10 protein-coding genes are annotated in these 12,979 nt (G+C 69.8%); 4 read left to right on the top strand and 6 right to left on the bottom strand.

Annotated elements, in window-relative coordinates; all coding sequences use genetic code 11:
- Positions 1-29: 29 nt before the first annotated feature.
- Positions 30-908 carry an SDR family oxidoreductase gene (locus K8640_RS25385; RefSeq protein WP_223749426.1) on the bottom strand — a complete coding sequence of 293 codons (879 nt, stop codon included), beginning with the start codon at positions 906-908 and terminating at the stop codon, positions 30-32.
- A 65-nt stretch (positions 909-973) separates the two neighbouring features.
- Positions 974-1,609 carry a TetR/AcrR family transcriptional regulator gene (locus K8640_RS25380; protein ID WP_223749425.1) on the bottom strand — a complete coding sequence of 212 codons (636 nt, stop codon included), beginning with the start codon at positions 1,607-1,609 and terminating at the stop codon, positions 974-976.
- Positions 1,610-1,710: 101 nt separating this feature from the next.
- Here K8640_RS25380 and K8640_RS25375 point away from each other — a divergent pair, with 101 nt between their 5' ends.
- The 3 genes from K8640_RS25375 to K8640_RS25365 are packed head-to-tail and all read left to right on the top strand — an operon-like array spanning position 1,711 to position 7,060.
- The gene (locus tag K8640_RS25375) at positions 1,711-3,420 is read left to right on the top strand and encodes an acyclic terpene utilization AtuA family protein (protein ID WP_223749424.1); all 1,710 of its coding nucleotides are present in this window, start codon (positions 1,711-1,713) and stop codon (positions 3,418-3,420) included.
- Between the two features lie 5 nt (positions 3,421-3,425).
- Positions 3,426-5,042 (top strand): acyl-CoA carboxylase subunit beta, encoded by a 1,617-nt coding sequence (locus tag K8640_RS25370; RefSeq protein ID WP_223749423.1) that lies wholly within the window; start codon positions 3,426-3,428, stop codon positions 5,040-5,042.
- Positions 5,043-5,056: 14 nt separating this feature from the next.
- Positions 5,057-7,060, top strand: a complete 2,004-nt coding sequence (locus K8640_RS25365) for an acetyl-CoA carboxylase biotin carboxylase subunit (protein WP_223749422.1) — start codon at positions 5,057-5,059, stop codon at positions 7,058-7,060.
- Between the two features lie 99 nt (positions 7,061-7,159).
- On the opposite strand, the gene K8640_RS25360 is transcribed toward K8640_RS25365, so the two are convergent.
- A complete protein-coding gene (locus tag K8640_RS25360) occupies positions 7,160-9,535 on the bottom strand; it encodes a YfhO family protein (protein ID WP_223749421.1) in 2,376 nt (791 codons plus the stop codon).
- Between the two features lie 107 nt (positions 9,536-9,642).
- Positions 9,643-10,767: an MFS transporter gene (locus K8640_RS25355; protein WP_370640389.1), complete on the bottom strand. Its 1,125-nt coding sequence runs from the start codon at positions 10,765-10,767 to the stop codon at positions 9,643-9,645.
- 176 nt (positions 10,768-10,943) lie between these two features.
- Here K8640_RS25355 and K8640_RS25350 point away from each other — a divergent pair, with 176 nt between their 5' ends.
- The gene (locus K8640_RS25350; protein ID WP_223749419.1) at positions 10,944-11,495 is read left to right on the top strand and encodes a 2-oxoglutarate and iron-dependent oxygenase domain-containing protein; all 552 of its coding nucleotides are present in this window, start codon (positions 10,944-10,946) and stop codon (positions 11,493-11,495) included.
- A 32-nt stretch (positions 11,496-11,527) separates the two neighbouring features.
- Here the strand turns inward: K8640_RS25350 and K8640_RS25345 are convergent, their stop codons facing one another.
- Positions 11,528-11,902 carry a metal-sulfur cluster assembly factor gene (locus tag K8640_RS25345; RefSeq protein ID WP_223749418.1) on the bottom strand — a complete coding sequence of 125 codons (375 nt, stop codon included), beginning with the start codon at positions 11,900-11,902 and terminating at the stop codon, positions 11,528-11,530.
- The gene (locus K8640_RS25340) at positions 11,899-12,972 is read right to left on the bottom strand and encodes an amidohydrolase family protein (RefSeq protein ID WP_141324563.1); all 1,074 of its coding nucleotides are present in this window, start codon (positions 12,970-12,972) and stop codon (positions 11,899-11,901) included. Before K8640_RS25340 ends, K8640_RS25345 begins: the two co-directional genes overlap by 4 nt.
- Positions 12,973-12,979 lie beyond the last annotated feature (7 nt).

Here is a 12,979-nt window from a genome sequence, read left to right as displayed (position 1 = left end):
AGGGACGGAACAACGCCTGTTTCGTAGGGCTATCCTTGCTTGTCGCCACCCAGGATGCGCGGCGCGGCGGCGCGGTGGAAGCCCTCGTAGGGCTTGGAGGCGCTGGTCTCCTCCAGCGGAAAAATCTTGGTGTTGCAGGACGCGCCACCGTCAATCTTGATGACCTCGCCGGTGATGAACGCGGCCACGTCCGACAGCAGGAACACAATCGCGCCGCTCACCTCGGCCTCGGTGGCGAGCCGGTGCAGGGGCACCTCCTGCTTGAGCATGGGGATGAGCGCCTTGACGCCCTCGTCCTGGTAGCTGTCCATGCCGCTGGAGGCCACCCACCCGGGCGCCACCGCGTTGACGCGCACCCCGGCGAAGGCCCACTCCACCGCCGCCGTCTGCGTCAGGTTGAGCATGCCCATGCGCGCCGCGCCCGAGTGCCCCATGCCCGGCATTCCGCCCCACGCATCCGCGAGCATGTTGACGATGGAGCCTCCCGTCTGGCTCATCGACTGGTTGAACACCTCGCGCGCCACCAGGAAGCCCCCCGTGAGGTTGGTGGCCACCACCGCCTCGAAGCCCTTCTTCGAGATGGCCGACAGCGGCGAGGGGAACTGCCCGCCCGCGTTGTTCACCAGCCCGTGGATGCGCCCGCGCGCCGCGACGATGCGCGCCACCGTGGCCTTCACGCCCTCCTCGTCGCGGATGTCCACCGTCTCCAGCGAGCACTCGCCGCCGTCCTCGCGCAGCTCCGCCGCCACCTTCTCCAGCTTGTCCGGCTTGCGGCCCACCAGGATGACGTGCGCGCCGAGCGCCGCCAGCTCGTGCGCCGTACAGCGGCCGATGCCGCTGCCGCCTCCGGTGACGATGATGTTCTGTCCCTTGAACAACCCCGGCGCGAATACGGAGCGGTAGCCCATGTGCTCTCCCGATGTGGCCCCGCCCGAGTGTCGTCGGGGCGTGTTGTCGCGAACGTCGCGGCCCGTCAGTCCTCCGCCTTGCGCCCGGACCGGGGACGCAGCGCGTCCTCCAGCGTGAGCGCCCAGCGGTGGAGAATCTTCTTTCGCCGCGCGCTGTCGTCGCGCAGCAGGTTCGCCAGCCCCAGGCCGCGCACCAGGTCCAGCGTCGCCTGCACCAGCTCGCGCACGCCCGGCTCGCGCTCGTCCACGCCGAGCAGCGACACCGTCAGCCGGTGCACCTCCCGCCCCACCTTCGTCTCCACCGGCACCAGCTGCGAGCGCAGCTCCTCGTCCGTGCTCGCCGCCACCCACAGCTGCACGGCCGCGACGAACAGCGGGTGCGTGTAGAAGCCCGCCAGCATGTGGAGGATGCTCTCCGTGCGCCGCTGGTCCGCTGGCAGCCGGGCCGCCCGCCGACCGAGCTCCTCCATCTGCTGATGGCCCACGTACTCGACCGCGGCCGCCACCAAATCACCGCGCGTGGGGAAGTGGTGCTGACAGGCGCCGCGGGACACGCCGGCCCGCTCGGCGATGACCGTCATCGTCGCGCCCGCCCACCCCAGCTCCGACAGGGCGCTGATGGCCGCCTCCATCAGTCGCTGCCGGGTGACGCGGCTGCGCTCCTGCTCCTGTCGTCCTGTCGCGGCCGGTGCCTCGCTCACGAGGTCAGCTTGGAAGCCGCCCTGGAAAAAAGCAAGCGCGCTTGCTTTTTTAGGCATGGCCTCCCACACTGCTCCGCATTCAGGCAGGACGTGGAGAGCGCATGAGCGAGTCCCCCCTCCGTATCGGCAACGCGTCGGGTTTCTACGGTGACCGGTTCTCGGCCGTCCGGGAGATGCTCGAGGGCGGCCAGCTGGACGTCCTCACGGGCGACTACCTGGCGGAGCTGACGATGTTGATTCTCGGTCGGGACCGGATGAAGGACCCGGCCACCGGCTACGCCAAGACCTTCCTGCGGCAGATGGAGCAGTGTCTGGGATTGGCGCTGGAGAAGAAGGTGCGCATCGTCGCCAACGCGGGAGGCCTGAATCCGGCCGGGCTCGCCGAGGCGCTGCGAGCGCTCAATGACAAGCTGGGACTCGAGGCCCGCATCGCGCACGTGGAGGGGGACGACCTCTCCGGCAGCGCGGACGCGCTGGGTCTGGGCTCGCCCATCACCGCGAACGCGTACCTGGGCGGCTGGGGCATCGCCGAGTGCCTGCGCGCGGGCGCGGACATCGTCGTCACCGGCCGCGTGACGGACGCGTCCCTGGTGGTGGGGCCGGCGGCCGCGCACTTCGGCTGGAAGAAGGATGACTGGGACAAGCTCGCGGGCGCGATGGTCGCGGGCCACGTGCTGGAGTGCGGCACGCAGGCCACGGGCGGCAACTACTCCTTCTTCAAGGAGATCGACGTGCGCCGTCCGGGCTTCCCGCTGGCGGAGGTGTTCGCGGACGGCTCGTCCGTCATCTCCAAGCACGCGGGCACGGGCGGCGCGGTGACGGTGGACACGGTGCTCGCGCAGCTGCTCTATGAAGTCACGGGCGCGCGCTACGCGGGGCCGGACGCCACGGCCCGCTTCGACTCGATTGCCCTGACGGCGGACGGCAAGGACCGGGTGCGCATCAGCGGCGTGCGCGGCGAGCCGCCTCCGCCCACCGTGAAGGTGTGCCTCAACCACCTGGGCGGCTACAAGAACGAGGCGACATTCGTCCTCGTGGGCCTGGACATCGAGGACAAGGCGCGGCTCATCCGCGAGCAGATGGAGGCGGCGCTCACGCGCAAGCCGAGCGAGGCGCACTGGACGCTGGTGCGAACGGACCGGGAGGACGCGGCCACGGAGGAGCAGGCCGCCGCGTTCCTGCGCGTGGTGGTGAAGGACCAGGACCCGAAACTGGTGGGCCGAGCGTTCAGCGGCGCGGCGGTGGAGCTGGCGCTGGGCACCTACCCGGGCTTCACCATGACGGCGCCGCCTTCGGATGGCGCGCCGTATGGTGTCTACACGCCGGCCTATGTCGACGCGAGCAAGGTGGAGCACGTGGCGGTGCTGCCCGACGGCACGCGCACCGTCATCACGCCGCCCGCGCAATCTCAGGCGCTGGCGCCGGTGGAGCCGCTCCCGTTGACGGAGCCGCTGTCCTCGGGGCCCACGCGCCGGGTGCCGCTGGGTCGGCTGGTGGCGACTCGCAGCGGTGACAAGGGCGGCATGGCGAACATCGGCGTGTGGGCGCGCTCGGATGAGGCGTGGCGCTGGCTGTCGCGCTTCCTCACGGCGGAGAAGCTGAAGGAGCTGCTCCCGGAGGCCGCGGCCTTCCCGGTGGAGCGGCACGTGTTCCCGAAGCTGCGCGGGTTGAACTTCGTGGTCGATGGAATCCTGGGCGAGGGCGTGTCGTCGTCGACGCGCTTCGACCCGCAGGGCAAGGCGCTGGGCGAGTGGCTGCGCTCGCGTCACGTGGACATTCCCGAGTCGCTGCTGCGCGAAGGAGAGGGGTGAGGCCGATGCCGAGAATCACTTCCAAGGTCAACCCGGGCTCGGAGACGTTCCAGGCGCAGCGCGCGGACATGCTCGCGAGGCTGGGCGAGCTGCGCGGCGTCGAGGCCAAGGTGCGCGCCACCGAGGAGAAGGCGCGCGAGAAGTTCCACAAGCGCGGCCAGCTGCTGCCCCGAGAGCGGCTGATGATGCTGCTGGACCGGGGCTCGCCGTTCCTGGAGCTGTCCACGCTGTGCGGCTACGGCTACCACGACGACAGTGACGGCTCGCTGGCGGGCGGCAACAGCATCGCGGGCATCGGCTACGTGTCCGGGGTGCGGTGCTTCGTCTTCGTGAACAACTCCGCCATCAAGGGCGGCACCGCGTCGCCGTGGGGTGTGCAGAAGGCGCTGCGCGGGCAGGCCATCGCGCTGCAGAACAAGCTGCCCATGGTGTCGCTGGTGGAGAGCGGCGGCGCGAATCTGATGTACCAGCAGGAGATCTTCATCCCGGGCGGAGAGACCTTCTACAACCAGGCGAGGATGTCCGCGGCGGGCATCCCGCAAGTGACGGTGGTCCACGGCTCCAGCACGGCGGGCGGCGCGTACCTGCCGGGCCTGTCCGACTACGTGGTGATGGTGAAGAAGAAGGCGAAGGTGTTCCTCGCGGGCCCGCCCTTGCTCAAGGCGGCCACGGGCGAGGTGGCCACGGACGAGGACCTGGGCGGCGCGGAGATGCACGCCACCGTCGCGGGCACCGCGGACTACCTGGCCGAGGACGACGCCGACGCCATCCGCATGGCGCGCGAAATCGTGTCCAAGCTCGGCTGGAACGAGCGACTGGCGGCCCAGGCGAGGGCGCCCTACGCGGAGCCGCTGTACTCGCCGGACGAGCTGGCCGGCGCGATTCCGGCGGACTACCGCAAGCCGTATGACTGCCGCGAAATCATCGCGCGCATCGTGGACGGCTCGGAGTTCACGGGCTTCAAGGACGCGTACGACGCGCACACCGTCTGCGGCTGGGCGAGCCTGTTCGGCGGGCCCATCGGCATCATCGGCAACAACGGGCCCATCAGCCCGAAGGGCGCGACGAAGGCGGCGCAGTTCATCCAGCTGTGCTGCCAGTCGAACACGCCCATCGTGTACCTGCAGAACACCACGGGGTACCTGGTGGGGACGCAGCCGGAGCAGGGCGGCATCGTCAAGCACGGCTCGAAGATGATTCAGGCGGTGGCGAACGCCACGGTGCCGCAGGTGACGCTGCTGGTGGGCGGCTCGTTCGGCGCGGGCAACTATGGAATGTGCGGACGTCCGTTCCATCCGCGCTTCATCTTCGCGTGGCCCAACGCGCGCACGGCGGTGATGGGCGGCGAGCAGGCGGCGAAGGTGATGTCCATCGTCTTCGGAGAGAAGCTGGCGCGCGAGGGCCAGGTGGTGGACGAGGAGGCCATCCGCGCCTTCACGCAGCCCATCGTCGACCAGTTCGACAAGGAGTCGCATCCCTTCAACGCCTCGGCGCGGCTGTTCGACGACGGCATCATCGACCCGCGCGACACGCGGCGGGTGCTCGGGTTCGTGCTGTCCATCTGCCGTGAGGCGGAGGCGCGGCAGGTGAACCCCAACAGCTTCGGCGTCGCACGCCTGTGAGAGGAGCGGACGGGATGGAGCGTTTCAACAAGGTCCTCATCGCGAACCGGGGTGAAATCGCGGTGCGGGTGATTCGCACCTGCAAGCGGCTCGGCTTCCGGACGGTGGCGGTGTTCTCGGAGGCGGACCGGGGCGCGCCGCACGTGCTCGCCGCGGACGAGGCGGTGCCCATCGGCCCGTCGCCCGCGAAGGAGTCGTACCTGGTCATCGAGAAGCTCATCGGCGCGGCGAAGGCGTCGGGGGCACAGGCCATCCACCCGGGCTACGGCTTCCTTTCCGAGAACGCGGCCTTCGCGCGCGCGTGCAAGGACGCGGGGCTGGTGTTCATCGGTCCGGACGCGGAGGCCATCACGCTGATGGGCAACAAGCGTCAGGCCAAGCTGCGGATGATTGCGGCGGGCGTGCCGTGCATCCCGGGTTACGAGGCCTCGGACGCGGACGACGAGGCACTGGCGAAGGAGGGCGAGCGCATCGGCTTCCCGCTGATGGTGAAGGCGGCCGCGGGCGGCGGTGGTCGCGGCATGCGGCTGGTGCACGAGGCGTCGCAGCTGAAGGCCGCGCTGAAGGGCGCCCGCTCCGAGGCGACGAACGCGTTCGGCAGCGGTGAGCTCATCCTGGAGCGCGCGGTCATCAACGCGAGGCACGTGGAGATTCAAGTCTTCGCGGACGAGCACGGCAACGCGGTGCACCTGGGCGAGCGCGACTGCTCGGTGCAGCGGCGTCACCAGAAGATCGTCGAGGAGAGCCCGTCACCCGCGGTGCACCCGCTGCTGCGCGAGAAGATGGGGCAGGTGGCCGTGACGGCGGCCAGGGCGATTGCCTACAAGGGCGCGGGCACCATCGAGTTCCTGCTGGCGCCGAACGGCGAGTTCTACTTCATGGAGATGAACACGCGTCTCCAGGTGGAGCACCCCGTCACCGAGCAGATTACCGGGCTGGATTTGGTAGAGTGGCAGCTGCGGGTGGCTTCCGGTGAGAAGCTGCCGCGCGCGCAGGAGGACATCACCTGGACGGGCCACGCCATCGAGGTGCGGCTGTGCGCCGAGGACCCGGCGAACCAGTACGCGCCGCAGGCGGGGAGGCTGCTCACGTGGCGGCTGCCTTCGCGTGAAGGCGTGCGCATCGACCACGGCGTGCGCGAGGGGCAGGACATCCCGCCCTTCTACGACTCCATGCAGGCGAAGGTGATTGCGTACGGCGCGGACCGAGAGATGGCGCGGCGGCGGCTCGTGGAGGCGCTGCACGAACTCACCGTGTTCGGTGTCACGACGAACAAGGACCTGCTGCTGCATGTGCTGGAGGATGGCGCGTTCCGCTCGGGGGCATACGATACGGGCTTCATCGGCAAGCACGCGGACGGCGCGACGCTGGAGCGGCTGTACCGCACGAGCACTCGCGAGCGGGCGCTGGCGGCGGTGGCGCTGTTCCATGACGAGGCGCTGCGGCTCTCCAGGACGAGCGGAGTGGATGCCTCGCTGGTGAACTGGAACACGGCGTATTCGCACGCGGTGACGATGACGCTCGAGGACCGGAGCGGCGAGGCGAAGGTCTCCGTGCGCCCGTTGACGTCGGAGCAGTACGAGGTCATCACGGGCGAGGAGAAGCTGGAGGTCTCCGTGCTGGGCCTCGCGGAGGGCGTATTCGACTACGCCGTCGCGGGGGCTCGGGGGCGAGGGCGGTATCTGCGCGCTGGGGACTCGCTGTGGCTGGACCTGGGCTCGGGGGCGCGGTGCCTCGCGGACGTGACGTTCCGTCCGCCGAAGTCGGCGGAGGGCGCGGGGACGGGACGGCTGCTCGCGCCGATGGACGGCCGCATCCTGCGCGTGGAGACGAAGCCCGGGGCCACGGTGAAGCCGGGGGACGTGCTCGTCGTCCTGGAGGCGATGAAGATGGAGTTCCAGCTCGTCGCGGACATCCCGGGCACGGTCGAGGCGGTGAACGCCTCGGTGGGTGGTCAGGTGAGCGCCAAGGCGTTGTTGGTGGTGCTGACCCCGGAGGCGAAGCCGAAGGAAGCGTGAGGTCGCGAGCAGCGGAGGCTCGCTCGTGCCTCTGTGTCTGGCGCCCTCGGTGGTCAGCACGCACAGCGCGTCGAACGAATGGGTGATACGAGGTGCGATTCAGGAGGAAGTGATTCTGTGCGCGCGCCGCCGTGCCAGCACCATGGCGGTGGCCAGCGCGCACAGCGTCAGGGCGCCCACCCACAGTCCTGGCACCAGTCCGGGCGTCCGATAGCGCATCACCACGAGGTGTTCCCCCGCGGGCACCTCCACCGCGCGCACCGCGACATTGGCAGGAAGGATGGGCACGGACGCGCCGTCGAGGGTCGCGGACCAGCCGGGCTGGAGGGCGTCGTTGACCACCAGCACCGCGGGAGCGGCGGCCTCCACCTTCACCTCGAGATGCTCCGGTGTCACCCGGTTCACGGTGACATGGCCCGTTCCCGAGCCCTCCGCCACGGGCAGCGGCTCCGCGCACTCGATGACCGCCACCTCGCGACGGGGCAGCTCGGGCGCGCTCATGCGCAGCAGCGCTTCCTCGACCGAAGGAACGCACTCCGGTCGAGCCAGATGGATGCGCGGCGGCGCGTCCGGGTGGGTCAGCAACGTCAGCCCGAAGAGCGGGTCCTCCGCCGCAACCTGCGCGCGCGGCGGCAGTCCGCCCGACAACTCCTCGGTGCGCGCCAGCGAGAACGGCGTGGACAGACGAGGAGCGAGCACTCCGAACCAGCGCTCCAGATCTCCCTTGAGCTTGCGTACGCGGAGGCTCTCTCCGGGCAGGTAGCCCCCCGCGCTCTCGATGCCCCAGAACACCGGGGTGTCCGGCGCGAGCGCCGCCGTCTGCGCCAGGCTCAGCCGGTCCTTGTAGTCGTAGCCCTGGAGCCGTGGAACACCATAGGACTTCACTCGCGTCATCACCCGCACGGGTTCCCCCGGGGGGGCGGAGGCAAGGACCTGCTGGGCGAAGGGAGGCGGCGTCTCCAGGATTTCCGCGGGTGACACCTGATAGAGCGGTCCGTTCTCCAGGAAGAGCGCCACGCCCTGCACCACGACAAGTCCCGCGGCGAGGCGCGGGCGCCACGCCACCAGGGCGCACAAGAGCGCCAGCACCGCCGCTGTCGATGCCATCCGAACCACGTTGTGGGACAGGCCTTCCAGGGCGGGAGCGGGAATGTCCGGCCAGTGCGGCAGCACCCAGCCGTGTGTCCAGAGTCCGCCGAGCGACTCTCCCAACGCGATGGCGCCGCAGACGGCCGCCACCGAGCCCCCCGCGATGATGACCGCGCGCGCGTTGCCTCCCGGAGACAGGCACTGTCGCCAGCCCCACCCCGCGGCCACCGCGAGGCCCAGCACGAGAAAGGGGCCCAGCTTCTCCGGGTAGCGGAAGGGCCGCCACAAAGGCAGCACCTGATACACCCAGCCATAGACGGGCAGCGCCTGCCCCAGCGCGAGCAGCAATAGCAGCACCCACGCCGCCACCAGCACCCACGAGCGCCCCCGCCGCCACGAGCTCCCCGCACCCGCCAGCGCCAGGACGAAGGCAGGCGTGCCGACGTAGAGCGAGTCCACCCACGCCCGCGTGAAGCCCCCGACGTAGACGAGCTTGCGCACCACGGCTTCCGGGATGCCGCGCATGCCCTGTGCGTCGGTGAGGAAGGGCCCGACCCACAGCTCCGCGAGGCGCAGTGGGTGCAACGAGAAGCGTTGTGCCTCCACCACGGAGCGGGCGCCAGGCTCGCCGCTCGACACCAGCCCCGCTGCAGGAAGCAACTGCGGCGCCGCCAGCAGTCCTCCCGTGACCACCAGCAGCAGACACGCTCCCACGCGTCGCGGCCACGTCTCCGAGGCGCGCAAGGGCTCCACGCACGCGAGCAGCACGCCCAGCGCCTGCACCACGGCGAACGCCTGTGCGTCTCCGGCAAACGCGACCAGGGCGAGCAGCAGACCGCCCGTCGCGAGCCGCCCCGGAGTCTGCTCTCGAATGAATCGCAGCACCCCCCACAGGGCCACGGGCAAGGCCGTGGCGGACAGGAGGTAGGTCGGATTGTTGGTGATGCAGACCAGGTATCCGCTGAAGGTGAACGTCAGCGCGCCGAACAAGGCCCCGGCCCGGGAAACGCGCAGCTCGCGCAGGAGCGCTGTCGTCCCGAGGAATGCGAGCGTGAAGCTCAGCATCATCGTGACCTTCACCGCGGTGCCAAGCGGCAGCAGCAGGTGGAGGAGCGTGGTGGGGTGGAAGGCGCCCGAGATGAAGATGGCGGTGAACGACTGGCCGAAGCCGTCGAAGGGGAACCAGTCCGGGAACTGTCCCTGGGATACGCGCGAGGCCCAGTAAGCGCGTATCGGATAGAAGACCCGCAGCGTGTCGCCTGCGAGGAAGACATCGCGCGAGAAGGTTGCCCGGAAGAAGAAGACCCCGGGCAGCGCGAGCGCCAGCACTCCGAGCAGCCAACCCCAAGCGCGGCGGTCATCGTCCGCCCGGTGGGGCGTTTCCATCGAGGCTCCCGAGAGGAGGTTTCTGTGTCGCCATCGTCCGCTGTTCCCGTCTCGACGCCAAGCGCCCTCTGCGCGCCGCGCCTCCGGGGGGGAGCTGGGAATGCGTCTCAGCGATTTCTCCCCGGGAGCAGTATCAGCAGTCCGGTGACACAGAGCGCGGCGCCCGCGGCGCAGACGCCCGTCCAGCCGGCGTGGGTCCACGCGGTGGTGCCGAGCCAGGAGCCGGCCGCGCCGCCGGCGAAGTAGGTCACCATGTAGAGCGTGTTGAGGCGGCTGCGAGCCTCGGGGCGCAGGGCGTAGACGCGGGTCTGGTTGGAGATGTGGTTGCCCTGAACGCCCAGGTCGAGCAGCACCACGCCCAGGGCGATGCCCCACAGCCAGCGCCCCAGGGGCCACATCACGACGAAGGACAGCAGCAGCACGCCGATGGCGAACATGTTGATGCGCCGGCCTCCGTGCGAGTCCGCGTAGCGACCGACGACGGGGGCGATGAGCGCGCCCACCACGCCGACGACGCCGAAGAGTCCGGCGACCTGGGGGCCGTAGTGCTCGGGGAGGCTCTCCAGATACAGGGCGAGCGTGGACCAGAAGACGCTGAAGGCGCCGAAGGTGAGGGCGCCGAGCACCGCGTGGATGCGCAGCACGGGCTCGGTGCGCGCCAGGTGCACGAGCGAGCGCATCAGCTCCGGGTACGGCATGGCGGCCACGGGCGGCTGCGAGGGCAGGGTGAAGCGCAGCACGACGGCGAGCAGGAGCATGAAGCCCGCGGCGAGCCAGAACATGGCGCGCCAGCCCAGGTGGGTGCCCACGAAGCCAGCGGCGGTGCGGGACAGGAGGATGCCGATGAGCAGGCCGCTCATCACGGTGCCCACCACGCGGCCGCGCTGCGCCGCGGGGGCGAGGTGCGCGGCGAAGGGGACGAGGAGCTGGGGGACGACGGTGGTGGCGCCCACGAGGAAGCTGGCGATGACGAGCCAGGGCAGGGTGGGAGCGAGCGCGGCGCCGACGAGGGCCAGGCTCACGAGCGCGGACATGGTGACGATGACGCGTCGTCGCTCCAGGCTGTCGCCGAGCGGGACGATGAGCAGCATGCCCGCCGCGTAGCCCACCTGGGTGAGCGTGGGCACCAGGCCGAGCATCCCGCCCGAGGCCCCGAGGTCCCGGCCGATGTCTCCGAGCAGGGGCTGGTTGTAATAGAGGTTGGCGGCGGTCGCGCCGGAGGCGGCGGCCATGAGCCACACGAGTCCGGGGCTGAGCGTGGCGTGCGGCGATTCGGAAGGTGCTGACGTGGACATGGCGGACGCGGCGCACTCTCCACCCGGGGGCAGGTCGGGTCCAGCGCCGTCATGCTCGCTTGCTCTGGAGGTGCCACACACGGTCCGAGTGCGGGCCGGTATAGGCTCCGAGCATGGCTGGAGTCCCCTCGTCCGGAAGTCTGCCTGTCATCGAGATGTCCCCGCTGTTCGACGCGTCCCGCGCCGAGGCTCGGCGGCAGGTGGCGCGAGACATCGAGCAGGCGTGTCGTGACACGGGCTTCTTCTACGTCTCGGGGCACGGTGTGCCCGACGCGCTCCTCGCGCGCCTGGAGGAGCTGAGTCACCGCTTCTTCGCGCTGCCGCGTGAGGCGAAGGAGGCGATGGACATGGCGCGGGGTGGCGCCGCGTGGCGAGGGTGGTTTCCGTTGGGTGGAGAGCTCACGTCGGGCAAGCCTGACCGCAAGGAGGGGCTCTACCTGGGCACGGAGCTGGGGCCCGAGCATCCGCGCGTGAAGGCGGGCTGGCCGTTGCACGGCGCGAACCTGTGGCCCGTGGATTTGCCGGAGCTGCGCGGCGTGGTGCTCCGCTCGTACCGCAGCAGCCCGTGGTCCTCGGAGGCACAGCCCATCACGAGCCACAACACCACCACCATCCATCGCGCCATACCCATCCCAAAGCAAAGGGCCCGTCACCCACCCGGATGACGAGCCCGCTCCAACCCAGACGAACAGCCGCTTCAGCGCGACGTCGGCGCCTCACCGCGGGGAATCATCCTTCCCCCGAGCATCGTGATTCGCTTCGCCGCCAGCCGCTCCCGGGCCTCCGGATGGATGTCCTGCGGCGTCCACTTCAGGTCGTGGTCGAACTCCACGTGCACGGACTCGACACCCTCCTGGCCCGTGAGCCGCTGCTCGATCTCCCGCATGAAGTACGCGGCCATCATGCACATGGGCGAGGTGATGTGCAGACGCACCGTCACCTTCCCTTCCTGATGAACCACGCTCTCGATGAGCCCCATCTCCCCGATGCCCAGCGGCACGCCCGTGGCCAGGCTGCACGGGTCCGGAATCTCCTGGATGCGCTCGCGCAGCGCGCTCTCCACGGGCGTCACGGCCGCCCTCCCTGGTAGCTGTACGGCTGGATGTTCCCCTTCGCCTTCTTGCGCGCGAACTCGTCGTTCGCGATGCGCTTCTTCACCGCCTCCACGTCCACGCCCGCGTAGCGCGCGTAGTTGTCGCAGAGAATCATCCGCTTCACCTCGGGCGTCACCTGCATGCCGCACACCTGGGTGAGCTCCTCGGGCAGCTGGAAGTCGTTCCAGAACTTCTCCAGCGCCGGCTGCGGGTGGCTGAACACCGTGCCGGAGCCCCACATGATTTTCGCGGGGCCCGCCCACTTGAGCAGCTGCGCCAGCGACTCGGCGAACCAGCGCTCGCGCTTCACCAAGAGCGCCCCCGTGACCTCCAGGTTCACGTACACGTTGGGGAACAGCGACAGCTGCATGCCCGTCTCGTCCAGGAACGCCATGCCGCCGTGGACGATTTCGAAGTTCAGGTCCGGGAACGCATCCGCCGCGCCGCCGATGTCGTCGACCTTGTACGCCTCGATGGGCACCGCCCCCATCGGCAGGCCCTTGTGCACCGCGATGTTCTTGATGCCCAGCTTCTGCGCCCGCTCGAACAGCGGGAACGCGATGCGCGGGTCATCCATCCGCCAGCCCGTGTGCTTGAACGAGTCCCCCAGCCACGCCGCCGGATAGAGCTTCAGGCCCGTGGGCTTGAGCTCCTCCACCTGCTTCTCCAGGTCCTCCAGCGCCGCCGTGCCCCGCAGCGGGTCCACGCCCGCGTACACCAGGAAGCGGTCCGGGAAGCGCCGCTTGATGTCGAGCGTCTTCTCGTACGAGCACAGCCCGTCCGTGTAGAGCGTCTGCAGCGGCAGCACGTGGTGCACCGCGAGGTCGACGTCGCTCTCCACGAAGAGGATGTGGGCCAGCTCGTCCACGGACCAGTCCTTCATGAACTGCTCCGGCTTCACGACACGGTGCGTGTCGCCGGACAGCCCCGAGTGCAGGCCGAAGATGAGCTGGGCCAGGGATTCGGCGTACTTCCCGGCACGCCAGTTGGACGGGTGCAGGTTGTACGCGTGCGTAACCGCATCGATGACGAATCCGCCGCCAATCACCAGGGAA

It is taken from the genome of Myxococcus sp. XM-1-1-1 (genome assembly GCF_020037095.1).
In the GTDB taxonomy this organism is placed as follows: domain Bacteria; phylum Myxococcota; class Myxococcia; order Myxococcales; family Myxococcaceae; genus Myxococcus; species Myxococcus fulvus.
The sequence above is the reverse complement of the archived record's forward strand: the minus strand, read 5'-3'. Positions and strand labels throughout refer to the sequence as shown.

What these genes read in the sequence shown, in the direction of transcription:
- K8640_RS25385 (WP_223749426.1), bottom strand. Translation starts at nt 908, where the DNA reads ATGGGCTACCGCTCCGTATTCGCGCCGGGGTTGTTCAAGGGACAGAAC.
- K8640_RS25375 (WP_223749424.1), top strand. Translation starts at nt 1,711, where the DNA reads ATGAGCGAGTCCCCCCTCCGTATCGGCAACGCGTCGGGTTTCTACGGT.
- K8640_RS25370 (WP_223749423.1), top strand. Translation starts at nt 3,426, where the DNA reads ATGCCGAGAATCACTTCCAAGGTCAACCCGGGCTCGGAGACGTTCCAG.
- K8640_RS25365 (WP_223749422.1), top strand. Translation starts at nt 5,057, where the DNA reads ATGGAGCGTTTCAACAAGGTCCTCATCGCGAACCGGGGTGAAATCGCG.
- K8640_RS25360 (WP_223749421.1), bottom strand. Translation starts at nt 9,535, where the DNA reads ATGGAAACGCCCCACCGGGCGGACGATGACCGCCGCGCTTGGGGTTGG.
- K8640_RS25355 (WP_370640389.1), bottom strand. Translation starts at nt 10,767, where the DNA reads ATGGCCGCCGCCTCCGGCGCGACCGCCGCCAACCTCTATTACAACCAG.
- K8640_RS25350 (WP_223749419.1), top strand. Translation starts at nt 10,944, where the DNA reads ATGGCTGGAGTCCCCTCGTCCGGAAGTCTGCCTGTCATCGAGATGTCC.